Origin of the sequence: Roseateles asaccharophilus, from assembly GCF_031458115.1 — a bacterium.
Taxonomy (GTDB): domain Bacteria; phylum Pseudomonadota; class Gammaproteobacteria; order Burkholderiales; family Burkholderiaceae_C; genus Pelomonas; species Pelomonas asaccharophilus_A.
This window is the reverse complement of sequence record NZ_JAVDXV010000013.1, coordinates 78,075-99,746: the sequence shown is the minus strand read 5'-3', so window position 1 is coordinate 99,746 and position 21,672 is coordinate 78,075. Positions and strand designations below refer to the sequence as shown.

Here is a 21,672-nt window from a genome sequence, read left to right as displayed (position 1 = left end):
GATAGCATCGCGGCCCATCCAACGACCGCTCTTTCCGCGCCATGGCCTCCAGCCTTTTCGTTCTGCTCGACGACATCGCCACCATCCTCGATGACGTGGCCGTGATGACCAAGGTGGCCGCCAAGAAGACGGCCGGCGTGCTGGGCGACGACCTGGCGCTGAATGCGCAGCAGGTCACCGGCGTCAACGCCGATCGCGAGTTGCCGGTGGTCTGGGCGGTGGCGCTGGGCTCCCTGCTCAACAAGGCCATCCTGGTGCCGGCGGCGTTGGCGATTGCGACGTTCGCCTCTTGGGCGATCACGCCGCTGCTGATGATCGGGGGCGCCTTCCTGTGCTTCGAGGGCTTCGAGAAGCTGGCGCACAAGTTCCTGCACAGCAAGGCCGAGGACGAGGCCCACCACGAAGAATTGAAGCAGGCCGTGGCCGACCCGCAGGTCGACATGGTCCAGTTCGAGAAGGACAAGATCAAGGGCGCGATCCGCACCGACTTCATCCTGTCGGCCGAGATCATCGTCATCTCGCTGGGCACGGTGGCCGACAAGCCGTTCACGTCGCAGCTGGCCGTGCTGGTGGCCATCTCGCTGGCGATGACGGTGGGTGTCTACGGCCTGGTGGCCGGCATCGTGAAGCTGGACGACGCGGGCCTGTGGCTGTCGCAGCGCGCCAGTGCCGCATCGCGCGCTCTGGGCCGCGGCCTTCTGGCCATGGCGCCGTGGCTGATGAAGACGCTGTCGGTGGTCGGCACGGCCGCGATGTTCCTGGTCGGCGGCGGCATCCTGGTGCACGGCATCCCGGCGCTGCACCATGTCGTGGAGCACTGGGTGGCCGGCCAGTCCTGGGGCGTGGCCGCGCTGATCGAGAACGGCAGCAACGGCCTGACCGGCGTCATCGCCGGCGCCGTGGTGCTTGGTGTCGTGATGGCCGTGCAGAAGCTGCGCGGCAAGTAGGGCCTGTTGACACCGCCGCGCGCGGCCTTTCTGGCCACAACCCGAAGGGAAGGCCCGTCGCCAGGGGCCACTCGGCGTTGCGCCCCTTGCCCGCACGCAAGTGCGGGCTGCCTGCCGCGCCTTGATTGGCCCCTGGCGACGGGTCTTCGCGACCCATTGCCGTAGTGTCAACAGGCCCTGGCTCAGGTGGGTGTGTACGCCAGCCTGACGTAGATCGGCGCAAACGCCTCGGCCTGCGTGATCTCCAGCAGGCGCTCGCGCGCCAGCTCCAGCATCGCGATGAAGGTGACCACCAGCACGGCCTGGCCTCGGGTCACGTCGAACAGGTGCTCGAACTCGACGAAGCGCTGGCCCTGCAGCCGGCGCAGCACGATGCTCATGTGCTCGCGAACCGACAGCTGCTCGCGGCTGATCTTGTGGTGCTGGTTGAGCTTGGCGCGTTTCAGGATGTCCAGCCAGGCGTCACGCAGATCGTTGGTGTCGACGTCGGGGAAGGTCGGCGTCAGCGACTGCTCGATGTGGATCTGCGCGCGCAGGAAGTCGCGGCCCAGCACGGGCAGGCGGTCCAGCCGCTGGGCGGCCAGCTTCATCTGCTCGTACTCCAGCAGGCGCCGCACCAGTTCGGCGCGCGGGTCCTCGACTTCCTTGCCGTCCTCGCTCTTCTTGGGCGGCAGCAGCATGCGCGACTTGATCTCGATGAGCATGGCCGCCATCAACAGGTACTCGCTGGCCAACTCCAGGTTGTGCTTGCGGATCTGCTCGACGTAGCTCAGGTACTGGCGCGTCACGTCGGCCAGCGGGATGTCGAGGATGTTGAAGTTCTGCTTGCGGATCAGGTACAGCAGCAGGTCCAGCGGCCCCTGGAAGGCTTCCAGGAAGACCTCCAAGGCATCCGGCGGGATGTAGAGGTCCAGCGGCATCTGGAACAGCGGCTCGCCGTACAGGCGAGCGACGGCGACGGTATCTACGGCGTCCGGTAGATCCGCCGAAATCTCGGTGTTCTCGTCCGTGGTGACGGAGGCCATGGGCAGGTCGTTTCAGTGACCGAGGACTGCCGCGGAACTGACTTTGCCAGGCCGCCGGCAGTGCCCCCTTGATGGGGCGCGCGAAGCGCGTAGGGGGTGGGCTAGCCCTTGGTTTGGTAGACGTAAGGTTGCTGCGGCACGCGGGCTTCATTGAAGCCGGCCTGGGCGGTGCGGTCCTGCTCCTTGTCCCACAGCAGCGCCCGGCCGGCGCGTTGTTCGGCCTCCAGCGTCGGGCGCTGTGCCTTCAGCTGCTCGATGAAGGAGGTGACTTCGGACTTGTAGGGCTTCCAGAACAACGGCATGGCAGGGCTTTCAATCGAATTGCGGGATTTTATCGGCTGCGAACGCGCGCCAGGTCGTCCAGCGCCGGTACCAGGCCCAGGAAGGCCAACGCCCCGGCCAGCGGCAGCGTCGCCGCATAGCCTATGACTTTGAAGGCCCAGGCGCCCGCCACGCCGCCAATGGCGAAGGCCAGCAGCAGTCCCACCAGCAGGCGCAGCTTGGCGGCATTCGTCTGCACCGCCGCGCCGCCCATGCCGTAAAGCGCGCGTCCCAGTTCGATGCCCAGGTCGGTGACGATGCCGGTGACGTGCGTGGTGCGGATCTCGGCGCGCGAGACCTTGGTGATCAGCGCGTTCTGCAACCCCATCGTGAAGCACAGCATGGCCACCGTGGCGGGCACCAGCAGGCCTTGCAGGCCGGCCAGCCAGGCGCCCATCAAGCCGAACGCCAGCAGGCAAGCGGCCTCGAGCAGCAGCGGCAGCGCGTAGATGCTGTGCGCCAGTCGCTGACGGCCGAAGTTGACGAGCACCGCAGTCGTCGCCGCGCCGGCGAGGAAGAACAGCAGCGCGCCGACGGCCATCATCCAGACACGATGCTGACCCAGCACCAGGCCGTCCGCCGCCGCGGACACCAGGCCCGTCATGTGCGAGGTGTAGTGGTGCACGGCCAGAAAGCCGCCAGCATTGGTGGCTCCGGCCACGAACGCCAGCAGCCAGCCCAGATGAGCGTTGCCCTCGGCCGTGCGCTCCACCGCGAGCAGGCTGCGGGCGTAGGAGATGGCCATGGACAGCGGGGATGCCCAAGCCGGTTGTGCTTCAGCGCACTCGCATGCCCGGCTGGGCACCGTCGTGGGGCTCGAGGACGAAGATGCCGGGGGTGGATTTCTCATCGGCATGGCTGGCAGCAAGGACCATGCCCTCGCTGATGCCGAACTTCATCTTGCGCGGCGCGAGGTTGGCGACCAGCACGGTCAGCTTGCCCTCGAGGTCGGCGGGCTGGTAGGCGGCCCGGATGCCGCTGAACACGTTGCGCATGCGGCCTTCGCCGGCATCCAGCGTCAGGCGCAGCAGCTTGTCCGAGCCCTCCACCAGTTCGGCCTTGACGATCTTGGCGATGCGCAGGTCGACCTTGGCGAAGTCGTCGATCTTGATCTCGGGGGCGATGTCTTCGCCGCCGGGCACGACCTTGGGCGCCGGCGGCGCTTCGAACAGCTGCTCGACCTTGGCCAAGTCCACGCGCTGCATCAGGTGCTGGTAGGCGCCGATCTGGTGAGCGCCCAGCGCGCGGGCGCTGTCGCTCCACTGCAGCGGCTCGATCTTCAGGAAGGCCTCGACCTGGCGGCTAAGCGCGGGCAGCACGGGCTTCAGGTAGACGGTCAGCAGGCGGAAGGCCTCGATGCAGACGCTGCAGACGTCGTGCAGCGCGGCATCCATGCCCTGCTGCTTGGCCAGCTCCCAGGGCTTGTGCGTGTCGACGAACTCGTTGACCTTGTCGGCCAGCGCCATGATCTCGCGCAGCGCCTTGCCGAACTCTCGGGTCTCGTACAGCTCGGCGATCGCGCCGCTCTGCGCGCGCAGCGCATCCAGCAGTGCGCGGCCTTCCACGCCCAGGTCGGCGCTCAGGCGGCCGTCGAAGCGCTTGGTCAGGAAGCCGGCCGCGCGCGACGCGATGTTGATGAACTTGCCGACCAGGTCGCTGTTGACGCGGGCCGCGAAGTCCTCGGGGTTGAAGTCGATGTCCTCGACGCGGTTGTTCAGCTTGGCGGCGATGTAGTAGCGCAGCCACTCGGCGTTCAGGCCCAGGCTGAGGTACTTGAGGGGATCGAGGCCCGTGCCGCGGCTCTTGCTCATCTTCTCGCCGCCGTTGACGGTCATGAAGCCATGCACGTAGACGTGGTTGGGCGTCTTGCGGCCGCTGAAGTGCAGCATGGCCGGCCAGAACAGCGTGTGGAAGTAGGTGATGTCCTTGCCGATGAAGTGGATCTGCTCCACCGACTCGTCGGCCATGAAGGCGTCGAAGTCACGGCCGATCTTGCCGAAGTAGTTCTTCAGCGAGGCCAGGTAGCCGACGGGCGCGTCCAGCCAGACGTAGAAGTACTTGCCCGGCGCATCGGGGATCTCGATGCCGAAGTAGGGCGCGTCGCGGCTGATGTCCCAGTCGCTGAGGCGGTTGTTGCCTTCCTCGTCGGGCTCGAACCACTCGCGGATCTTGTTCAGCACCTCGGGCTGCAGGCGGCCGGGTTCCTGCGTCCACTTGGTCAGGAAGTCGATGCAGCGCGGGTCGCTCAACTTGAAGAAGTAGTGCTCGCTGGTCTTCAGCACCGGCGTGGCGCCGGACAGCACCGAGTACGGGTTCTTCAGCTCGGTGGGCGCGTAGACGGCACCGCAGACCTCGCAGGAATCGCCGTACTGGTCCTTCGCGCCGCACTTGGGGCACTCGCCCTTGATGAAGCGGTCCGGCAGGAACATGGACTTGGCCGGGTCGAAGAACTGCTCGATGGTCTTGGTCGAGATCAGCTCGTTGTGGCGCAGCGAGAGGTACACGGCCTTGGACAGCTCGTGGTTCTCGGGGCCGTCGGTCGAATGCCAGTTGTCGAAGCTGATGTGGAAGCCGTCGAGGTATTGCTTGCGGCCGGCGGCGATGCCGGCGACGAACTCCTGCGGTGTCTTCTGCGCCTTCTCGGCCGCGATCATGATGGGTGCACCGTGGGCGTCATCCGCGCAGACGAAATGCACCTGCGAGCCCGCCATGCGCTGGAACCTCACCCAGATGTCGGCCTGGGTGTACTCCATGATGTGGCCGATGTGGAAACCGGCGTTGGCATAGGGCAGGGCAGTGGTGACGAAGAGCTGGCGGGACATGGGCGCTGGTGCGGCTGGGACTGGACGGAGAACCGGGGATTTTAGGTTTGCGGCTCGCCGGGTTCGGCGCTGCCGTCGGGGGAGGACTGCTCGGGGGCGTCGCCCGATTCGGGCGCGGCGTCATCGGCCGGCTTGCCGCTCAGCTTGCGCTGGCGCTTCTCTTCGGCCTTGCGCTTCTTGGCCAGTTCGCGCTGGCGTTTCTCATAGCTGTAGTTGGGCGTGGCCAAGGGCGTTTCTCCTGGGAGCGTCCGCGGGCTGCGGGCAGGGGACCCAATGTACCCGTTCGCCTCGCGCCCCCATGCCCTGCACTTGGCGCCGAAACCTCCAGAGTGCATCAAGGAACATGGTTAAGTCACTGATTCGTAATACTTCTTGAAGCTATCCACCGAGTCTGTGGAAAACTTTGTGGAGAACTGCCCCTGGCGGCCGCCAAGCCCTTATGCAATGCGGGTCCGCTTAGGTTGCTCAATTTCTAGGCAGCTTGGCGCGCCCTATATGAATCAACAACTTAGCGGGATATGACTTGAGGTGATGGGCTGATGCAGGATGTGCCCTGGCAGGGCTTGACGGGGTCGGAGTTTGGGGATAAGTCAAGCCGCGGCGGCCGCATGTCACGGGTCTGGATGACAAGTCCGTGATGCTTGTCCCCGCCAACTGTGGACAAGTCTGTGGGCCGAATGACGACAGGCGCGCTAAGTCCTTGATCGGCCACTGGCGGCCTTGCACTGCCCGTTTTTGAGGCGGGTTCGCGGCGCGCTTTGGGGGCTGTCCCCAAGAGCCTGCCCGATGCCGGCGGCTAAACTCGCGGCCTTTTGAACGGGGCGGCAACGGGGCATGGCGGAAACGACTAGGGAGAGCGGCGGGCGCAACAAGAGCGCTTCTCGCGCCGGCACCTTCGAATTGAAGTCGCGCCGCTTCAGCCTGCTGGGCCTGGTGCTGCACAGCGCCGACATGGCCGAGTTGTCTGCCGACTGGGCGCAGCGCGCGGGCCAGGGTGGCTTCGAGCACGAGCCCGTCGTCATCGACCTGAGCCAGGTGCCGCGCGCGCCGGCCAACGTCGGCGGCGAGAGTCAGGCCGCGCTCGCACTAGACGGCCCCGCGCCCGTCGACCTGCGCGCCATCGTGCAACTGCTGCGTGACAGCCAACTGCAGCCGGTGGCGGTTGCAGGCGCCACCGCCGAAGAACTGGCCTTGGCCCATGAGCTGGGTCTGGCCGATGCGGCCGAAGAGCCCGCCGCCGCCGTGCAGTCAGCGCCCGTCGAGACCGTGCGCGAAGTGGTGCGCGAGATCACCGTCGAGAAGATCATCGAGAAGCCTGCCGTGCCGGCGCCCACGCTGATCGTCGACAAACCGCTGCGCTCCGGCCAGCGGGTCTACGCCAAAGGCGGTGACCTGGTGGTGCTGGCGGTGGTCAGCCACGGCGCCGAGGTCATTGCCGACGGCAGCATCCACATCTACGCGCCGCTGCGTGGCAAGGCCATTGCCGGCGCCGTCGGCGACACGTCGGCGCGCATCTACACGCAGAGCCTGGAGCCCGAACTGCTGGCCATCGCGGGCATCTACCGCACGGCCGAGAACGCGCTGCCCGCCGATGTCGCGGGCAAGCCGGCCCAGGTCTCGCTGCAGGGCGAGAAGCTGGTGCTCCAACCGCTGCCCACCTGAATTCAACGCAAGGAAACACCCAGATGACCAAGATCGTCGTCGTCACCTCCGGCAAGGGCGGGGTCGGCAAGACCACCACCAGCGCGAGCTTCGCCACCGGCCTCGCGATGCGCGGCTTCAAGACCTGCGTCATCGACTTCGACGTGGGCCTGCGCAACCTCGACCTCATCATGGGTGTCGAGCGCCGCGTCGTGTACGACCTCATCAACGTCGTCAACGAAGAGATCAAGCTGACGCAGGCGCTGATCAAGGACAAGCAGCTGGACAAGCTCTACATCCTGGCCGCCTCGCAGACGCGCGACAAGGATGCGCTGAAGCAGGCGGGTGTGGAGCGCGTGCTGGACGAGTTGAAGGAGATGGAGTTCGACTACATCGTCTGCGACTCGCCGGCCGGCATCGAGACCGGCGCGCTGATGGCCATGCACTACGCCGACGAGGCGCTGGTCGTGACCAACCCCGAGGTCTCGTCGGTGCGCGACAGCGACCGCATCCTGGGCATGCTGAGCAGCAAGACCAAGCGAGCCATCGAGGGCGGCGAGCCGGTGAAGGAACACCTGCTCATCACGCGCTACAACCCGAATCGCGTCGAAGGCGGCCAGATGCTGAGCCTGGACGACATCCACGAAATCCTGCGTACGCCGCTGATCGGCGTCATCCCCGAGAGCGAGAGCGTGCTGCAGGCGTCCAACCAGGGCACGCCGGCGATTCACCTGCAGGGCACCGACGTGGCCGAGGCCTACAAGGACGTCGTCGCGCGCTTCCTGGGTGAAGAGAAGCCCATGCGCTTCACCGAAGCGGTGAAGCAGAGTTGGTTCAAGCGCGTCTTCGGCGCCAAGTGAAGCAAGGAGCCTCGCAATGGGATTCCTGAACTTCTTCCTCGGTGAAAAGAAGAGCTCGGCCAGCGTCGCCAAGGAGCGGCTGCAGCTCATCCTCGCGCACGAGCGCAACGGCCGCAGCAGCAGCCCCGACTACCTGCCGCAGCTGCAGCGCGAGCTGGTGGCCGTCATCAGCAAGTACGTGTCCATCAACCCGGACGACATCAAGGTGCACATGGAGCGCCAGGGCGACCTTGAAGTGCTCGAAGTGAAGATCGAGCTGCCGGAGGCAGCTGCGGGCCGCTAAGCCTTGGCGGCGCGGGCCTGCTCGCGCCGCATGAACAGGTACAGGCTCTCCACCTTCGCGCGCGCCCACGGCGTCTTGCGCAGGAACTTCAGGCTGGACGACACGCTGGGATCGATGCGAAAGCACTTGATCTCGATGCGCTCGCCCAGCTCGCGCCAGCCGAAATGCTCGACCAGCGCCGTGACGATGGCCTCCAGCGTCATGCCGTGCAGCGGGTCTTTGGACGGGATGGTCGACATCTTTAGCGGAATCGTTGGTTCTGGCGGTGTTCGGGCCGAGCGCCGGGCCGCCCCAAGCCGGCCCGTCTGGCGATGTTGACCGGGCTCAATGCCAGGTCAATCGCCGTCCCCTCGGGGGACCGGCTGGGCTCGCCCGCGTGCAGCGTGGTGAGACCGGACGAGGGGTACATCATTCATGGGTGAACTGGTCCGAGTTCTTGCCCTTGAACTGCGAGTAGTAGCGCTTGATCAGGGCCATGTCGGCTTCAACGTCGCCCGTGGGCGTGAACAGCGGCCCCAAGCCCACCAGCTTGCGCGGGTAGTCCATGTGCGCCATGACGATGGGCAGCTTGGCCGTGACGGCGATCCAGTAGAAGCCGGTCTTCCAGTAGATGGTCTTGCTGCGCGTGCCCTCGGGCGGCACGATCAACTGCACCGGGCCATCGGCGGCCACCAGCGCCTCGGCCGATGCAGCCACGAGGTTGTTGGCCTTGCTGCGGTCCACCGGGATGCCGCCCAGCCAGCGCATCAGTCCGCCAAACGGGAACTTGAAGATCGATGACTTGCCCATCCAGTAGGGCGTCAGCCGCAGCGCGAACGACGCAAACAGCGTGTATGGCAGGTCCCAGTTGCTGGTGTGTGGCGCGGCGATGAAGACGCTCTTGCGCGCCTCGGGCGGCAGCTGGCCCTGAACGGTCCAGCCGGCGAGCTTGAGCCAGGCCATGGAGACGCCGCGCAGCACGGTGCTGATGACGGGCGTCGTGAAAATGGTGCGATGCATGGCCGGGATTGTCCCGGTTGGCGCCACTGCCCGAAACTGAGGCAGCTTAAGAAAAGTCCTGAACGACCAAGCACTTAGGTCATCGGCCCGCAGGCTGTTCACGGCTTTGTCCACAGGCGCTGTGGATGGCGGCTGCGGCTCATCCGCCCATTTGTGCAGTCTGTCGCATGCCGTTTGGCCGCAGCAGAAGGGGCCGTGATGCTGCGCGCCGTTCAACTCATCCGTTTGCACCATGCGCCCAACACAGCTTCCTGTTGCCGTCCTGTTGTCCCTGCTCGCTGTGGCGGCCCATGCCGGCACGCCAGCCACACCCGCCGCGATGGCGGCCTATGCCGACAAGCTGCTGGACGAGCAGAAGATCGCCACCGACGGCCCGGGCTTCACCGTGCTGGTCGCGCGCGGCGACCAACTGCTCTACAAGGGCGCGCGCGGCGCGGCCAGCATCGAGCTGGGCGTGCCCATGCAACCCGACCAGATCATGCGCATCGGCTCGGTCACCAAGCAGTTCGCGGCCGCGGCGCTGCTCAAGCAGATCGACGACGGCAAGGCGAAGCTGGACGATCCGCTGTCCAAGTACCTGCCCGACTATCCCAACGGCGCCAAGATCACGCTGCTGCAACTGCTCAACCACACCTCGGGCGTCAAGAGCTACACCGGCATCCCCGGCTACATGGCCAACCCCATCCGCCGCGACCTGAGCACCGCGGAACTGGTCAAGGAGTTCAAGGACCAGCCGGTGGACTTCCAGCCCGGCGAGAAGTGGGCCTACAACAACTCGGGCTACGTGCTGCTCGGCGCCGTGGTCGAGACCATCTCCGGCAAAAGCTGGCACCAGTCCATCGACGAACTGCTGCTCAGGCCGGCGCAGATCACCAGCGTGCAATTCGAGGCCGCCGACAAGATCTTCAAGGGCATGGCCCGCGGCTATTCGGTGAACGGCCAGCGCGAGGTGACGCCGGCCGGCCTGCTGAGCATGACCCAGCCGCATGCGGCCGGCGCGCTGATCGCCAACACCGAGGGGCTGTGGCGCTGGAACCAGGCGCTGCACGGCGGCAAGCTGATCAGCAAGGCGAGCTACGAACGCATGATCGCGCCGGAAGGCCCGGCCAAGGCCAACCACTACGGCTTCGGCATCGCTACGGGCAAGGTGCGCGACCACGCGATGTTGTCCCACGGTGGCGGCATCCACGGCTTCGTGTCGACGCTGAACTACCTGCCCGCGAGCCAGACCACGGTCGTCATCCTGCGCAACAGCACGGGCCCCGGCCTTGCCATGGACACCGTCGCGCGCAAGCTGGCGGCCTTTGCCATCGGCGAGCCGTTCGCCGAGCACAAGGCGGTGGCCGTGCCTGCGGACCAGCTGAAAGCGGCCGAGGGCCTGTACGCCCGCGACGGTGAGAAGCAGACGCGCACGCTGCGCCTGAAGGACGGCCAGCTGCAGAGCCAGCGCAGTGGCGGCGGCATCGCCAAGCTGGTGCCGCTGGGGCAGGATCGATTCGCCTTCCCCGACTCGCTGAACGAGTTGCAGCTGGAGCGCGGCACGGACGGCAAGGTGGTCGCGTTGAAGGTCTTCAACAACGGCGAGAGCACCGGCGAGCGCTGGACGCTCAGCGGCGAGTTGCCGCCCGAGCGCAGCTATATCACGCTGAGCCCGGCGCAGATGCAGTCGCTGGTGGGCGAATACAGCTCGCCGCAGTTTGGCCTCAAGGTCTTCATCGACGACAAGGGTCGCCTGATGGGCCAGGCGCCGGGCCAGCGTTCGTTCGAGCTGCTGGCCAGCGCGCCGCGGCAAGCGCATGTGCCGGAGGTCGGTGCGCAGCTGGACTTCACGCCGGGGGAGGGGCCGGCCGCATCCGTGTCGCTGACGCAGAACGGCCAGACGCTGGTGATGCCGCGCAAGTAGCGTGAAGGGGTCAGGGCCGCTGCAGCGTCACGTCGCTGCGCGGCTCGGCCACGCAGGGCAGGATCCAGCCCTCGGCCTTTTCCTCGGCGGACAGGCCGGGCCAGGGGATGCGGTGCTCCACCCGGCCGTCGACGACGCGGCAGATGCAGGTGCGGCAAGTGCCATTGCGGCAGGACCAGGGCAGGGCGAGCCCGGCGGCCAATCCGGCCAGCAGCAGGGGCTGATCCGGCGCACAGTCGAAAATGGCGCCTTGCGGCTCGATCCGCACGCTGAATTTCTCCGATGACATCGCCCCATCTTGCCAGCCCCGCCGCCCGTTACCTGGCTGGCTATCCGCCCGAACTGATTGCCCAGGCCGAGTCGCTGCACGCCGACGGCCGGCTCGCCGACTACCTGCAGCGCCGCTACCCCGAGCGCCACGAGGTGCGCAGCGATTCCGCGCTGTTTGCCTATGTGCAAGACCTGAAGACTCGTCACCTGCGCAACGCCGCGCCGCTGAACTCGGTCAACTACGACGCCAAGCTGCGCGTGCTGCAACACGCGCTGGGCACCCACACGCGCCGCACGCAGGTGCAGGGCGCGAAGCTGAAGATGCGCCGTGAGATCCGCGTCGCCACGCTGTTCAGGGACGCGCCGGCCGCGCTGCTGCGCATGATCGTCGTGCATGAGCTGGCGCATCTGCGGGAGCTGGACCACAACAAGGCTTTCTATGCGCTGTGCCAGCACATGGAGCCGGATTACTTCCAGCTGGAGTTCGACCTGCGGCTGTACCTGATGAGCCTAGAGGACGCCGCATGATCTTGTTGGCGCCTATGGAGGGCCTGCTGGACCACATCCTGCGCGACGTGCTGACCCGTGTGGGCGGCGTGGACCGCTGCGTGTCCGAGTTCATCCGCGTGACCGACCAACTGCTGCCCAGCCGTGTGTTCACGCGCATCGTGCCGGAGCTGAAAAACGGCGGCCGCACCGCGGCCGGCGTGCCGGTGCACCCGCAGCTGCTGGGATCGGACGTGACCTGCCTGGCCGAGAACGCCGCGCGCCTTGCCGAGCTGAAGCCCGAGGGCATAGACCTGAACTTCGGCTGCCCCGCCAAGTGCGTGAACCGCCACCGCGGCGGCGCCGTGCTGCTGGACGAGCCGGAGCTGATCCACGCCATCGTCGCCGCCGTGCGCCGCGCGGTGCCGGCCGACGTGATGGTCAGCGCCAAGATGCGCCTGGGCTACATGGACGACAGCCGCACGCTGGACGTGGCCCGTGCCATCCATGCGGCCGGTGCCGAAGAGATCGTCGTGCATGCGCGCACCAAGGCCGATGGCTACAAGCCGCCCGCGTACTGGGAACGCATCGCCGCCGTGCGCGAGGCGGTGCCGCTGACCATCATTGCCAATGGCGAGATCTGGACCGTGGAGCACGCCGCACTGGCCCGCGAGCGCAGCGGCTGCGAGCACCTGATGCTGGGCCGCGGCATGGTGGCCGACCCCGGTCTGGCGCTGCGCGTCGCCGGTGCGCGCGCGACGCCCGTGCCCTGGGCCGAACTGCTGCCGCTGATGCAGGTCTTCTTCGCGCAGGTGCGCGCCACCGTTGCGGCCAGGCACCAGGGCGGGCGGCTCAAGCAGTGGCTGCACTACCTGAAGCGCGCCTATCCGGAAGCGGAGGCGGCCTATGCCGAGCTGCGCACGGTCAACGACGCGGATGAGCTGGCGCGCCGGCTGTTCGCCGCGCCGGCGGCCAGCTACTGAAGCTGCGCGCTGCTCGCCGCCATCAGGCGGCGCAGGTCATGCACCTTCAGGCCGCCGCGCACCACGTCCACAAGGCCCAGTTCGCTCAGGCGCTTGAGCGCCAGGTTGGCGCGCTGCCGCGATGTGCCTGCCAGCATCGCGACCTCGGCTTGCGAGACGCGCAGCAGGCTGTCGCCGGCCGGTGAGCGGTGCGCCAGCTCGCCCACGGCCCTGGCCACTCGCGATTCCAGCGAGTCGAGTCGGGTGCTGAGCGCCGCGCTGATCATGGTGCCCAGTCGGGCGTTCAGCAGGTCCTGCAGGAAGTGGTTGAAGCCCAGGCTGCTGCCGCGCAGCCGGTGGAACTGCGCGGCCGGGATCAGCACCGCGCGTGTCTTGCGCAGCGCCACGGCGTCGAACTGGCAGGGCCGGGCCTTCATCAAGGTGCCTTCACCGAGCCAGCCTCCGTCGCCGACGATGTCCAGCATGGTCTGGTCGCCATCGGCATGGGTCACGGACAGCGACACCAGACCCTCGATGACGCCGATCCAGAACGGCAGCAGCGCCCCGACGGCCGCGAGCGGCGCACCCCGCGAGAAGCTGCGCTCCAGCGCCGATGCCTGCAGATCGCGCAGTTCGTCGGGGGCCAGCAGCCGGGCCAGGGCGGTGGTCTCGAGATGGGCGCGCGCATCCAGCATGGGCGCGCAGTTTAGGACGGGCCCTAGTACTGCAGCCGCGGATACCAGTCCGCCGGCCGCCCTTCGGGCGTCAGATCCAGGATGGACCACAGCGACGCGATGTCGGGCGCGTCGCGCGGGTCCTGTCCCGGGTCGGCCATGGCCGCGGTCATCGCGCTGGCCCAGAACAGCCGGATCTCGTCGCCGTCGCGCTGGTAGACGACCAGCGCCGGGTTCTCGCTGCCGTCGGGCCGGATCAGGCCCAGGTCGTTCGCGTAGTCGTCGCCCACGGTCTGGATGAAGTTCAGCTCGCTCCAGCCGCGCTCCCATGCGAACGCGTACTGACGCTCCACCGGCGAGCGACCGAGGATCTTCAGCGCGACGCGCTGCTTGATGTCGGCGGCGTTGCCCTCCACCGAACCGAGCCAGTTGGTGCACATGGGGCAGGGGCGCTCGCGCTGCGGGCCGTACATCCAGAAGTAGGTGACCAGCGTGTTCTTGTCACCGAACAGCTCGCGCAGCCCCACGTCGAAGCCTTGCTCGTCCTTGAAGCGGTAGTCCTTGTCGATGACTGGGCCGGGCGGCAGCGCGCGGCGCTGCTCGCACAGCCTCGTCATGTGGCGGCGGAACTCGATCTCCTCTGCCAGCAATGCGCGTCGCGCCTGTTCGTACTCAGCTGTTGCACCGGGGAACGGGATCCGGGCCTGGCGGGCCAGTTCGGTGGCGTCGGTCAGCGCGGACATGGGCATCTCCTGCAACTCTGCTGCGGACGATGGTGCCCATCCCGGGTTCATGGCGACATAGGCTGTCGCCACGCGCTTGTGCAGGCCAGGGCCTACATCTCAGCAGGCCTGCGCATGCGGTGTGGCTGACGGCGGCGTGGCGGCGCTGTCCTTGCGCACGCTGATCCAGGCCACGGCCAGCCCACCCAGCGGCAGCAGCGCGGCCACCCAGGGCAGCTGGGCCAGGCCCGCGCCCTGCGTGATGACGACGCCGCCCAGCCAGGCACCCAGCGCGTTGCCCAGGTTGAAGGCGGCGATGTTGAGGCTGGACGCCATGCTCTGGCCGCCGCCTTGCGCCTTGTCCAGCACGCGCAGCTGCAGCGGCGCGACAGTGGCGAAGCCGGCTGCACCCAGTAAGCCGATGAACAGCACGGCCAGCACCGGGTTGTGCATCGCGAAGCCCATCAGCGCCAGCACGCCGGCCAGCACGGCCAGCGAGCCCAGCAGCGTGCGCACCGGTGCGCGATCCGCCAGCCGACCACCGATGACGTTGCCGATGATCATGCCGACGCCGAACACCAGCAGCACGGCCGACACGCCGGCATCGCTGAAGCCGCTGACCTGCGTCAGCAGCGGCTGCACGAAGGTGAACACCGTGAACACGCCGCCGAAGCCCAGTACCGTGGCGCCCAGGCCCAGCAGCACGTGGCCGCGCTTGAGCACCTTGAACTCGTCGCGCATGGACATCGCGCTGCCGGCACCGGCCTCGCGGGCCGACACGAACAACGCGATGACGGCCATCGCCAGCAGGCCGATGGCGCTGACGGCCCAGAAGGTCGAGCGCCAGCCGTAGTGCAGGCCCAGCCACGCGCCGGCCGGCACGCCCAGCAGCGTCGCCACGGTCAGGCCGGTGAACATCGTCGAGATGGCGGAGGCCTTGCGGTCGGGCGGCACCACGCTGGTGGCCACCACGGCGCCGACACCAAAGAAGGTGCCGTGGGCCAGTGACGTGACGACGCGAGCGAGCATCAGCAGCCCGTAGCTGGGGGCCAGCGCGCAGGCGATGTTGCCCAGCGTGAAGATGGCCATCAGCGCCAGCAGCGCGGTCTTGCGCGGCATGCGGCTCAGCGCGGCGGTCAGCACCGGCGCGCCGACGAACACACCCAGCGCATAGCCCGAGATCAGCAGCCCGGCCGAGGCGACGCTGACCTGCAGGTCGCCGGCCAGCTGCAGCAGCAGGCCCATGATGACGAACTCGGTCGTGCCGATGCCGAAGGCGCCGACGGTCAGCGCGTACAGCGCCCAGGGGCGCTTGGTGGGTGTGGCTGCGGCGGGCGCAGCGGAGGAGGGGGATTGCATGGTCGGGCTTCCGGATACCGCGATGGGCGAGGTGATGGCCGGCAGGTTAAGGATTTGCATTCGATGTAAAAACCACCAAGCCACCGAATCAGTTTCAACGTCTCATTGAAAGAGGCCGGGCATGAGCAGCCGCGTCGACGACCTGAATCTCTTCCTGCGCGTGTTCGACGCCGGCTCCATCAGCGCCGCGGCACGCAGCCTGGACCTGTCGGTGGCGGTGGCCAGCCAGCGGCTGCGGGCGCTGGAGACGTCGCTGGGCGTGCGGCTGTTCCAGCGCACCACACGCAGCCTGACACCGACCGACGAGGGCCTGGCGCTGGCCGAGCAGGGCCGCCCGCTGGTGGACGACCTGCAGGCGCTGATGGCCGGCCTGCGCCAGTCAGGCACGGGCGTCAGCGGCACGCTGCGCATGACGACCTCGGCCACGTTCGCGCGCTATTACGTGTCGCCGCTGCTGCCCGAGTTCATGCAGCGGCATCCGCAGCTGCGGCTCAGCCTGGACCTGTCGGACCAGGTGCACGACCTCGTGACGGCCGGCTTCGATCTGGCGCTGCGCATCGGCGCGCTGGAGGACTCCAGCCTTGTCGCGCGGCAACTGGCGGTGAACCGGCGCGTGTTGTGCGCGTCGCCCGACTACCTGCGCCGACGCGGCCACCCGGCGCGGCCGGAAGAGCTTGCGCAGCACGACTGTCTGGCGCTGGTCGGCAGCCAGGGGCGGGCGGATGTGTGGCGAATGAAGGACCGGCGTGGCCGCGAGGTGGCCGTGCGCGTGGACGGTCCGCTGGAAAGCAGCCAGGGCGAGGTGCTGCGCGACGCGGCGGTGGCGGGCCTGGGCATCGCCATGCACTCGACCTGGCATGTGGCCGACGACCTGCGTGCCGGCCGCCTGGTGATGGTGCTGCCCGACTGCCGACTGGCCGAGACCGGCATCCACGCAGTGATGCCGCAGCGCCGGCTGGTGCCGGCCCGGGTGACGGCCTTCGTCGACTTCATGGCCGAGAAGCTGGGCGGCGTGCCGCCCTGGGAGCGCGACGTGGCGCCCGCCACGCGCGCTCGGCGGCGCGCGAGCTGAATCAGCTGGGTTGCTTGGTGATGCGCAGGTAGGGCTTGGGCGCCTTCCAGCCGGCCGGGAACAGCGTCTTCGCGTCTTCGTCGGATACCGAGCCGGCGATGATGACGTCGTCGCCCTGCTTCCAGTTCACCGGCGTGGCGACCTTGTGTTTGGCGGTCAGCTGCATGGAGTCCAGCACACGCAGGATCTCGTCGAAGTTGCGGCCCGTGGTCATCGGGTAGGTCAGCATCAGCTTGATGCGCTTGTCCGGCCCGACGATGAACACCGAGCGCACGGTGGCGTTCGTCGCGGCCGTGCGGCCTTCGGACGTGCCCTCGATGTCGGCTGGCAGCATGTTGTAGAGCTTGGCGACGTTGAGGTCGTGGTCACCGATCATGGGGTACTTGGGCAGGTGGCCCTGCGTCTCCTCGATGTCGGCAGCCCAGCGGTGGTGGTTGTCCACCGGGTCCACCGACAGGCCGATCAGCTTGGCGTTGCGCTTGGTGAACTCGGGCTCGATCTTGGCCATGTAGCCCAGTTCGGTCGTGCACACGGGCGTGAAGTCCTTGGGATGCGAGAACAGCACGGCCCACTGGTCGCCAATCCAGTCGTGGAACTTGAGTTCGCCCTGCGTGGTCTGGGCGGTGAAGTCGGGCGCGATGTCGTTGATGCGCAGGGACATGAGAGGCTCCTTGGAGTGGCTGGGGGCAGGGCGTGGATCATAGGAAGTTGCCAAGTCCCTTCGCCTCATATGCTTGATCGGGAAACTTCGCTGGTGCCGAAGGACGCGCGATAGGCGCGCGGCGCCAGCCCCAGGCGGGCCTGGAAGTGGTGACGCAGCGCCTGCACGCTGCCGAAGCCGGCCGCGGCCGCGATGCGTTCCACGGGCAGCGAACTCGCCTCCAGCAGGCGCCGCGCCTCGGCCACGCGCTCGGCGATCAGCCAGTCGCCCGGGCTCTGGCCCGTGGCCTCCGTGAAGCGGCGCAGAAAGGTGCGCGGGCTCATCAAAGCGGCCTCGGCCATGCGCTCCACCGTCCACGGCGCGCGCAGGTCCGCGCGCACCTGCTCCAGCACGCCTGCCAGGCGATGGCCGCGGTCGGCCGGTACCGGTCGCTCGATGAACTGCGCCTGGCCGCCGCTGCGGTGGGCCGGCATGACGAGGCGGCGCGCGACGCTATTGGCGGCCTCGACGCCGAAGTCGGCGCGCACGATGTGCAGCATCAGGTCGATGCCGGCGGCGCTGCCGGCCGACGTCAGCACGCGCTCCTCCTCGACGTACAGCACGCCGGCGTCGACGGCGATGCCGGGATGGCGCTCGCGCAGCTTGTCGGCATAGCGCCAGTGCGTGGCCGCGCGCCGCCCGTCCAGCAGGCCGGTGGCGGCCAGCACGAAGGCGCCCGAGCAGATCGACGCCAGCCGCGCGCCGCGCTGCCAGGCTCGGCGCAGCCGCTTCGCGAACGCGTCGGGCACCGGCACGTCCGCACCCTTCCAGCCGGCCATGACGATGAGGTCGGCGCGCTCCAGCAACTCCAGGCCGCCGTCGCTGGTCACGTTCAGCCCGCCATGCGCCCGCAGCGGCCCGGGCTCGATGGCAGCGCTGGCGAAGCGGTACCAGCCCGGCCCCATCTCGGGCCGATGCAGGCCGAAGATCTCCGCTGCGATCGCGAACTCGAAGGTGCACAGGCCGTCGTAGACGGGCGCTACCACCAGCGGCCCGGTGAGTTTTGGCGTGATCTTGTTGATGCTTGTCATTCGCGCCAATTGTGGCCTGGGAAGGCGCTGGGCACCATGGCGTCATTCGCAACAGGAGCCCACCATGCCCAGCCAAGTCGCCGCCGTCCCCGCCGCTTCGTCCGCCGAAGCCGAGGCCCATTTCGCCGCCGAGTTCCGTTTCGAGGCCGACTGCTGGGACGTGCACGACGCGCTCTCCCGCGGCGCGGTCGACTTCGTGCTGCTGGACGTGCGTTCCGCCGAGCTGTATGCCCGCGGCCATGTGCCCGGCGCCATCCACCTGCCGCACGGCAAGCTGGTGGAGAGCAAGCTCGCCGCGTGGCCCGTGGACACCTTGTTCGTCACCTACTGCGCCGGCCCGCACTGCAACGGCGCGGCGCGCGGCGCGCTGCGGCTGGCCAGGCTGGGCCGGCCGGTGAAGATCATGGCCGGCGGCGTGACCGGCTGGATCGACGAGGGCTTCGAGCTGGCGACCGCGCCGGTGGAGGCCTGAGTGCCTGCGCGCCTGCGCTTAGCATGCGCGCATGAAAACGCTGCTGACCCTGCTGGCCGGCATCTGCGCCACAAGCGCGGCCCTGGCCCAGCCTCCCGCCCTGTCCCTCGAACGTCTCACCGCCGACCCGCCGCTGGCCGGCCGCTTGCCACGCCAGGCCGAGATCTCGCCCGGCGGCCAGTGGGTCAGCTTCCTGCGCCCGTCGCAGGCCGACAGCGAGGTGCTGGAGCTGTGGGCCCAGCCCGCGGCTGGCGGCGAGCCGCGCAAGCTGGTGGCGGCGGCCGACCTGCTGGGCGGTGCCGAACAGAAGCTCAGCGAGGCCGAGAAGATGGCGCTGGAGCGCCAGCGCATCACGCAGCGCGGCATCACCGGCTACCAGTGGTGCGGCAGCGACGACCGCGCACTGCTGTTCCCGCTGTCGGGCGACCTTTACGTGGTGCGCTTGACCGATGCCGGCCCGAAGGCGAGCCGGCTGGCGTTGCCTTCCGGCGAGCCCAAGCAGGCGCCGCGCTGCGCGCCCGATGGCAAGGCGCTGGCCTATGTGCAGGCCGGCAACCTGTTCGTGCTGCAGCTGGCGGAGGGCGCCACGCCGCGCCAGCTGACGACCGACGGCAGCGAGACGGTGGGCTGGGGACTGCCCGACTTCATCGCGGCCGAGGAGTTGTCGCGTCAGCGCGGCTACTGGTGGAGCAAGGACGGGCAGTCGCTGCTGGCACTGCGCGTGGACGAATCCGGCGTGGCCGTGAAGACGCGCTCGCAGATCCATGCCGAACGCACGACGATGACGCAGCAGCGCTACCCCGCCGCCGGCGAGGCCAATGCGCGCGTGACGGCCCATGCCATCGGCGCCGCGACCGGTCAGCGCCGTGAGCTGCCCCTGCCCGCGAACGCCGAGTACATCGCCCGCGCCGGCTGGTTTGCCGACGGCACGCCCTGGCTGCAGTGGCTCACGCGCGACCAGACGAAGCTGACGCTGACCGAGTTCAAGCCGGGCGCCGCGGCGCGTGACATCACCGTCGAGACCGATGCCGCCTGGGTGGAGGTGCATGACGACCTGTTCGAGACGCCGCGGGGCCTGCTGTGGTCCAGCGAGGCCTCGGGGCGGCGCCAGCTGCTGCTGGTCGACCGCGCCCAGGGCACGCGCACGCCGTTGACGCAGATGGCCGAGGCCGTGGACCACGCCGTCTGCAGCAGCGAGCAGGCCGTCGTGTTCACTGCGGCGGGCGACCTGGGCAAGACCCAGGAGCTGTACCTGCAGCCGCTGGCGGGCGGCGCGGCCACGCCGCTGAGCGGTGCCACGCCGCGGCAATGGCGCGATGCCAAGGCCGACACGGCCTGCGCGCGTCTGCTGGTCACGCGTTCGGCCTGGGGCCAGCCGCCGCGGCTGGAGCTGCGCCGCACCGATGGCGACGCCGTCATCGCTCTGGCCGGCGACGCGCCCGCGCCGGCGCTGAAGGACTACGCCAACACGCCGCAGCCGCTGCAGCTCACGGCGGCCGATGGCCGCACGCCGCTGAACGCCTTCTTCTTCGCGCCGCCGGCCGGCCGCGCGGGCAAGCACCCGGTCATCGTGATGGCCTATGGCGGCCCCGGCGCATCGACGGTGAACTGGGGCTGGGGCCGTGACATGCCGCTCATCGCCTACTGGCAGCAGCGCGGCTATGGCGTCATGACGCTGGACACGCGCGGCATGCAGCACCGCGACCGCGAGTTCACGCGCGCCCACCACCGCGCCTTCGGCAATGTCGAGGTGGCCGACCTGTTCGCCGCGGCGCGCCAGTTGCCCGCCCGCGTGCCGGGCGTGGATGCTGCGCGCATCGGCTTCTTCGGCTGGAGCTATGGCGGCTTCCTGGGCGCGCGCGCCATGCTGGATGCCGACACGCCGTTCGCGGCCGCCGTGGCCGTCGCGCCGGTCACCGACTGGACGCTCTACGACACCGCCTACACGGAGCGCTATCTCGGCATGCCCGATGGCGGCAAGGCGCCCACCTACGCCAGCGCTCATCTGCCGTCGCGCGCGGGCCTGCTCGCCAAGCCGCTGCTGCTGGTGCACGGCACGGCCGACGACAACGTGCTGTTCGACCACACGCTGCGCTTGGTGGAGGCGTTGCAGAACGCCGGCAAGACCTTCGACCTGCAGATCTACCCTGGCAAGGCGCATGGCATCGCTGGCCGCGCCGCGCGATTGCATCTGTACCGCACGATGGACGCGTTCTTCGCGCGGCACCTGAAGCCATGAGCCTGGTCTACTCGACGGACTTCGGCCGCGCCTGCCCGGGCTGCGGCCAGCCCGTCGCGCAATGCGCCTGCAAGGCCAAGGCGCGGCCGGCCGGAGACGGCATCGTGCGCGTGCGTCGCGAGACGGCGGGCCGCAAGGGCAAGGGGGTCACCGCCGTGCTGGGCCTGCCGCTGGATGACGCAGCGTTGACCGCACTGGCCAAGCAGCTCAAGGCCGTCTGCGGCAGCGGTGGCACTGCCAAGGACGGGGTGATCGAGATCCAGGGCGATCACCTGGAGAAGGTCGTCGCCTGGTTGCAGGCACGGCCCGAGGGCTGGACGGTGAAGCGCGCCGGCGGCTGAGCCGTTGCTTCAGTAGTTCTGCTGGCGGGCGCGCTCGCGCGCGAGGAAGCTGGCCTGGTCGCGGTCACGGTCGCGTTGCTGGCGGGCCTCACGGGTTTCCCAGCCACCGCAATGGAAGTAGGAGCCGCCGAACAGCCAGCCCATGAGGCTGGAGCCATCCACGGCGCGGCCCTCGCCGGCGGTGCAGATCATTGCGGCCTTGGACTTACCCTGTTCGGCCAGCGCGGCCTGCACCAGCATGGAGCGGGACAGCAGCACCGAAGCCGGCATGGCGACCGCGAGCAGCACGCCGCCGATGACTACGCCCTTGGCCCAGCGCGGCAGTGCGTCGGGCTTGGCCGTCGGAACCTGGGTGTGCGGCGACGTCGCGGCAGCGTTGGCGGACCGCGCAGCCGTGCTGGCGGCCGGCCGCGTCGGTGCGCCGTCCAGGCCAGACAGCACCCGTGCGCGCGCCGAAGTGGGCGGGTCGATGGGCTGCGTGGCCGTGAAGGTGTCGGTGGCGGTGGGCATGCGATGGCGGCGTTAGACGCCGGAACGGGATGC

At 68.6% G+C, this 21,672-nt stretch carries 25 protein-coding genes; 11 read left to right on the top strand and 14 right to left on the bottom strand.

All coding sequences use genetic code 11. The features are described 5' to 3' along the window. Positions 1-41 precede the first annotated feature (41 nt). Entirely contained in the window at positions 42-947 is a 906-nt protein-coding gene (locus J2X21_RS26290) for a DUF808 domain-containing protein (protein ID WP_310333107.1), read from the top strand. A 182-nt stretch (positions 948-1,129) separates the two neighbouring features. On the opposite strand, the gene J2X21_RS26285 is transcribed toward J2X21_RS26290, so the two are convergent. From J2X21_RS26285 to J2X21_RS26265, 5 genes are all read right to left on the bottom strand, one after another. Then, positions 1,130-1,972 (bottom strand): segregation and condensation protein A, encoded by an 843-nt coding sequence (locus J2X21_RS26285; RefSeq protein WP_310333106.1) that lies wholly within the window; start codon positions 1,970-1,972, stop codon positions 1,130-1,132. Between the two features lie 101 nt (positions 1,973-2,073). Continuing rightward, positions 2,074-2,274, bottom strand: coding sequence for a DUF3460 family protein (locus tag J2X21_RS26280; RefSeq protein WP_310333105.1), 201 nt, complete (start codon positions 2,272-2,274; stop codon positions 2,074-2,076). A 29-nt stretch (positions 2,275-2,303) separates the two neighbouring features. Continuing rightward, complete coding sequence (locus J2X21_RS26275) at positions 2,304-3,038, bottom strand: YoaK family protein (RefSeq protein WP_310333104.1); 735 nt, start codon at positions 3,036-3,038, stop codon at positions 2,304-2,306. A 31-nt stretch (positions 3,039-3,069) separates the two neighbouring features. Continuing rightward, positions 3,070-5,115 (bottom strand): methionine--tRNA ligase, encoded by a 2,046-nt coding sequence (gene metG, locus J2X21_RS26270; protein WP_310333103.1) that lies wholly within the window; start codon positions 5,113-5,115, stop codon positions 3,070-3,072. Positions 5,116-5,156: 41 nt separating this feature from the next. After that, positions 5,157-5,342, bottom strand: coding sequence for a hypothetical protein (locus J2X21_RS26265; RefSeq protein WP_310333102.1), 186 nt, complete (start codon positions 5,340-5,342; stop codon positions 5,157-5,159). A gap of 607 nt (positions 5,343-5,949) precedes the next feature. On the opposite strand from J2X21_RS26265, the gene minC reads away from it, so the two are divergent. From minC to minE, 3 genes are read left to right on the top strand one after another with little or no spacing between them, the layout of a single operon-like run. Next, positions 5,950-6,777, top strand: a complete 828-nt coding sequence (gene minC / locus J2X21_RS26260; protein WP_310333101.1) for a septum site-determining protein MinC — start codon at positions 5,950-5,952, stop codon at positions 6,775-6,777. Positions 6,778-6,800: 23 nt separating this feature from the next. After that, complete coding sequence (gene minD / locus J2X21_RS26255; RefSeq protein ID WP_310333100.1) at positions 6,801-7,616, top strand: septum site-determining protein MinD; 816 nt, start codon at positions 6,801-6,803, stop codon at positions 7,614-7,616. 16 nt (positions 7,617-7,632) lie between these two features. Then, positions 7,633-7,899: a cell division topological specificity factor MinE gene (gene minE, locus J2X21_RS26250; RefSeq protein WP_310333099.1), complete on the top strand. Its 267-nt coding sequence runs from the start codon at positions 7,633-7,635 to the stop codon at positions 7,897-7,899. On the opposite strand, the gene J2X21_RS26245 is transcribed toward minE, so the two are convergent. Both J2X21_RS26245 and J2X21_RS26240 read right to left on the bottom strand, forming a co-directional pair. Next, the gene (locus J2X21_RS26245; protein WP_310333098.1) at positions 7,896-8,138 is read right to left on the bottom strand and encodes a VF530 family protein; all 243 of its coding nucleotides are present in this window, start codon (positions 8,136-8,138) and stop codon (positions 7,896-7,898) included. The two genes, minE and J2X21_RS26245, sit on opposite strands and share 4 nt — an antisense overlap. Positions 8,139-8,307: 169 nt before the next feature. Beyond that, positions 8,308-8,898 carry a 1-acyl-sn-glycerol-3-phosphate acyltransferase gene (locus tag J2X21_RS26240; RefSeq protein ID WP_310333097.1) on the bottom strand — a complete coding sequence of 197 codons (591 nt, stop codon included), beginning with the start codon at positions 8,896-8,898 and terminating at the stop codon, positions 8,308-8,310. Between the two features lie 265 nt (positions 8,899-9,163). On the opposite strand from J2X21_RS26240, the gene J2X21_RS26235 reads away from it, so the two are divergent. Beyond that, positions 9,164-10,801, top strand: a complete 1,638-nt coding sequence (locus tag J2X21_RS26235; protein WP_310333096.1) for a serine hydrolase domain-containing protein — start codon at positions 9,164-9,166, stop codon at positions 10,799-10,801. Between the two features lie 10 nt (positions 10,802-10,811). Here J2X21_RS26235 and J2X21_RS26230 read toward each other — a convergent pair whose 3' ends face one another. Continuing rightward, positions 10,812-11,090 (bottom strand): 2Fe-2S iron-sulfur cluster-binding protein, encoded by a 279-nt coding sequence (locus J2X21_RS26230; RefSeq protein ID WP_310333095.1) that lies wholly within the window; start codon positions 11,088-11,090, stop codon positions 10,812-10,814. Here J2X21_RS26230 and J2X21_RS26225 point away from each other — a divergent pair. Together J2X21_RS26225 and J2X21_RS26220 are read left to right on the top strand one after the other, a co-directional pair. Next, the gene (locus J2X21_RS26225; RefSeq protein WP_310333094.1) at positions 11,084-11,599 is read left to right on the top strand and encodes a M48 metallopeptidase family protein; all 516 of its coding nucleotides are present in this window, start codon (positions 11,084-11,086) and stop codon (positions 11,597-11,599) included. The genes J2X21_RS26230 and J2X21_RS26225 overlap by 7 nt on opposite strands. Then, positions 11,596-12,540, top strand: a complete 945-nt coding sequence (locus J2X21_RS26220; protein WP_310333093.1) for a tRNA dihydrouridine synthase — start codon at positions 11,596-11,598, stop codon at positions 12,538-12,540. Before J2X21_RS26225 ends, J2X21_RS26220 begins: the two co-directional genes overlap by 4 nt. On the opposite strand, the gene J2X21_RS26215 is transcribed toward J2X21_RS26220, so the two are convergent. The 3 genes from J2X21_RS26215 to J2X21_RS26205 form a co-directional block, all read right to left on the bottom strand. Further along, positions 12,534-13,214, bottom strand: a complete 681-nt coding sequence (locus J2X21_RS26215) for a Crp/Fnr family transcriptional regulator (protein ID WP_310333092.1) — start codon at positions 13,212-13,214, stop codon at positions 12,534-12,536. The genes J2X21_RS26220 and J2X21_RS26215 overlap by 7 nt on opposite strands. A 23-nt stretch (positions 13,215-13,237) precedes the next feature. Then, complete coding sequence (locus J2X21_RS26210) at positions 13,238-13,936, bottom strand: DUF899 family protein (RefSeq protein ID WP_310333091.1); 699 nt, start codon at positions 13,934-13,936, stop codon at positions 13,238-13,240. Positions 13,937-14,035: 99 nt separating this feature from the next. Next, a complete protein-coding gene (locus J2X21_RS26205; protein ID WP_310333090.1) occupies positions 14,036-15,274 on the bottom strand; it encodes an MFS transporter in 1,239 nt (412 codons plus the stop codon). Between the two features lie 121 nt (positions 15,275-15,395). Here J2X21_RS26205 and J2X21_RS26200 point away from each other — a divergent pair, with 121 nt between their 5' ends. Continuing rightward, a complete protein-coding gene (locus tag J2X21_RS26200) occupies positions 15,396-16,346 on the top strand; it encodes a LysR family transcriptional regulator (RefSeq protein ID WP_310333089.1) in 951 nt (316 codons plus the stop codon). A gap of 1 nt (position 16,347) precedes the next feature. Here J2X21_RS26200 and J2X21_RS26195 read toward each other — a convergent pair whose 3' ends face one another. Next, positions 16,348-17,007: a peroxiredoxin gene (locus J2X21_RS26195; RefSeq protein ID WP_310333088.1), complete on the bottom strand. Its 660-nt coding sequence runs from the start codon at positions 17,005-17,007 to the stop codon at positions 16,348-16,350. Between the two features lie 65 nt (positions 17,008-17,072). Beyond that, positions 17,073-18,077 (bottom strand): transcriptional regulator FtrA, encoded by a 1,005-nt coding sequence (ftrA, locus tag J2X21_RS26190; protein WP_310333087.1) that lies wholly within the window; start codon positions 18,075-18,077, stop codon positions 17,073-17,075. Between the two features lie 64 nt (positions 18,078-18,141). Between ftrA and J2X21_RS26185 the strand changes: the two genes are divergently transcribed. The 3 genes from J2X21_RS26185 to J2X21_RS26175 are packed head-to-tail and all read left to right on the top strand — an operon-like array spanning position 18,142 to position 21,129. Then, a complete protein-coding gene (locus J2X21_RS26185) occupies positions 18,142-18,549 on the top strand; it encodes a rhodanese-like domain-containing protein (RefSeq protein ID WP_310333086.1) in 408 nt (135 codons plus the stop codon). Positions 18,550-18,580: 31 nt separating this feature from the next. Further along, positions 18,581-20,788 carry a S9 family peptidase gene (locus tag J2X21_RS26180; protein ID WP_310333085.1) on the top strand — a complete coding sequence of 736 codons (2,208 nt, stop codon included), beginning with the start codon at positions 18,581-18,583 and terminating at the stop codon, positions 20,786-20,788. Further along, on the top strand, positions 20,785-21,129 hold the full coding sequence (locus J2X21_RS26175) for a translation initiation factor Sui1 (RefSeq protein ID WP_310333084.1): 345 nt from the start codon (positions 20,785-20,787) through the stop codon (positions 21,127-21,129). Before J2X21_RS26180 ends, J2X21_RS26175 begins: the two co-directional genes overlap by 4 nt. 9 nt (positions 21,130-21,138) lie before the next feature. Here J2X21_RS26175 and J2X21_RS26170 read toward each other — a convergent pair whose 3' ends face one another. Next, entirely contained in the window at positions 21,139-21,639 is a 501-nt protein-coding gene (locus J2X21_RS26170; RefSeq protein ID WP_310333083.1) for a hypothetical protein, read from the bottom strand. Between the last annotated feature and the right edge of the window lie 33 nt (positions 21,640-21,672).

Coding starts and splice junctions, on each gene's coding strand:
- J2X21_RS26275 (WP_310333104.1), bottom strand. CDS start 3,038: ATGGCCATCTCCTACGCCCGCAGCCTGCTCGCGGTGGAGCGCACGGCC.
- J2X21_RS26170 (WP_310333083.1), bottom strand. CDS start 21,639: ATGCCCACCGCCACCGACACCTTCACGGCCACGCAGCCCATCGACCCG.
- ftrA (WP_310333087.1), bottom strand. CDS start 18,077: ATGACAAGCATCAACAAGATCACGCCAAAACTCACCGGGCCGCTGGTG.
- J2X21_RS26285 (WP_310333106.1), bottom strand. CDS start 1,972: ATGGCCTCCGTCACCACGGACGAGAACACCGAGATTTCGGCGGATCTA.
- J2X21_RS26180 (WP_310333085.1), top strand. CDS start 18,581: ATGAAAACGCTGCTGACCCTGCTGGCCGGCATCTGCGCCACAAGCGCG.
- J2X21_RS26200 (WP_310333089.1), top strand. CDS start 15,396: ATGAGCAGCCGCGTCGACGACCTGAATCTCTTCCTGCGCGTGTTCGAC.
- J2X21_RS26280 (WP_310333105.1), bottom strand. CDS start 2,274: ATGCCGTTGTTCTGGAAGCCCTACAAGTCCGAAGTCACCTCCTTCATC.
- J2X21_RS26245 (WP_310333098.1), bottom strand. CDS start 8,138: ATGTCGACCATCCCGTCCAAAGACCCGCTGCACGGCATGACGCTGGAG.
- minE (WP_310333099.1), top strand. CDS start 7,633: ATGGGATTCCTGAACTTCTTCCTCGGTGAAAAGAAGAGCTCGGCCAGC.
- J2X21_RS26290 (WP_310333107.1), top strand. CDS start 42: ATGGCCTCCAGCCTTTTCGTTCTGCTCGACGACATCGCCACCATCCTC.
- J2X21_RS26210 (WP_310333091.1), bottom strand. CDS start 13,936: ATGTCCGCGCTGACCGACGCCACCGAACTGGCCCGCCAGGCCCGGATC.
- J2X21_RS26175 (WP_310333084.1), top strand. CDS start 20,785: ATGAGCCTGGTCTACTCGACGGACTTCGGCCGCGCCTGCCCGGGCTGC.
- J2X21_RS26225 (WP_310333094.1), top strand. CDS start 11,084: ATGACATCGCCCCATCTTGCCAGCCCCGCCGCCCGTTACCTGGCTGGC.
- J2X21_RS26230 (WP_310333095.1), bottom strand. CDS start 11,090: ATGTCATCGGAGAAATTCAGCGTGCGGATCGAGCCGCAAGGCGCCATT.
- minD (WP_310333100.1), top strand. CDS start 6,801: ATGACCAAGATCGTCGTCGTCACCTCCGGCAAGGGCGGGGTCGGCAAG.
- J2X21_RS26205 (WP_310333090.1), bottom strand. CDS start 15,274: ATGCAATCCCCCTCCTCCGCTGCGCCCGCCGCAGCCACACCCACCAAG.
- J2X21_RS26215 (WP_310333092.1), bottom strand. CDS start 13,214: ATGCTGGATGCGCGCGCCCATCTCGAGACCACCGCCCTGGCCCGGCTG.
- metG (WP_310333103.1), bottom strand. CDS start 5,115: ATGTCCCGCCAGCTCTTCGTCACCACTGCCCTGCCCTATGCCAACGCC.
- J2X21_RS26195 (WP_310333088.1), bottom strand. CDS start 17,007: ATGTCCCTGCGCATCAACGACATCGCGCCCGACTTCACCGCCCAGACC.
- J2X21_RS26185 (WP_310333086.1), top strand. CDS start 18,142: ATGCCCAGCCAAGTCGCCGCCGTCCCCGCCGCTTCGTCCGCCGAAGCC.
- minC (WP_310333101.1), top strand. CDS start 5,950: ATGGCGGAAACGACTAGGGAGAGCGGCGGGCGCAACAAGAGCGCTTCT.
- J2X21_RS26240 (WP_310333097.1), bottom strand. CDS start 8,898: ATGCATCGCACCATTTTCACGACGCCCGTCATCAGCACCGTGCTGCGC.
- J2X21_RS26220 (WP_310333093.1), top strand. CDS start 11,596: ATGATCTTGTTGGCGCCTATGGAGGGCCTGCTGGACCACATCCTGCGC.